The sequence below is a fragment of the Streptomyces sp. CO7 genome (assembly GCF_053474865.1).
Map to the genome: position 1 here is coordinate 1 of NZ_JBRIOU010000126.1, position 422 is coordinate 422.

At 72.3% G+C, this 422-nt stretch carries 1 pseudogene; it reads right to left on the bottom strand.

Annotated elements, in window-relative coordinates:
* Positions 1–115: 115 nt before the first annotated feature.
* Positions 116–422 (bottom strand): annotated as a pseudogene (locus ACOV8S_RS31415) (NAD(P)-dependent alcohol dehydrogenase); the annotation flags it as partial.

The window sequence follows — 422 nt, forward strand, 5'->3', positions numbered from 1 at the left end:
TTCCACGTCCGTGTACTGCGGCGCCGTGCCGGTCATGTCTCCTCCGTTGGCGGAAGTGGGGCCGCGAGCTTCCTGCTCGTCGGATGCGGTCGGACCGCGGTGCCGTGCGCCGTACTCACCCGCTCCTCGCGGGCGGGAGCAGCACGGGTTTGACCACGAGGCCGGCGTCGCAGTCGCGCTCCGCCTCGTTGATGTCGGCCAGCGGGTAGGTACGGACGAGCTGGTCGAAGGGGAAGCGTCCGGCCTGCCAGAGCCGGGTCAGCAGCGGTATCAGCAGACCGGGTACCGCGTCCCCCTCGCAGACGTGGCGGATGCCGCGGCCCCGGTCGAGCGTGCCCGGTTCCAGCGGCAGCGCGGTGTGGAGCCGTGCCACCAGGCCGAGAGCGCCGGTGGGACGCAGTGCGCGCAGCGCCTCGTTGATC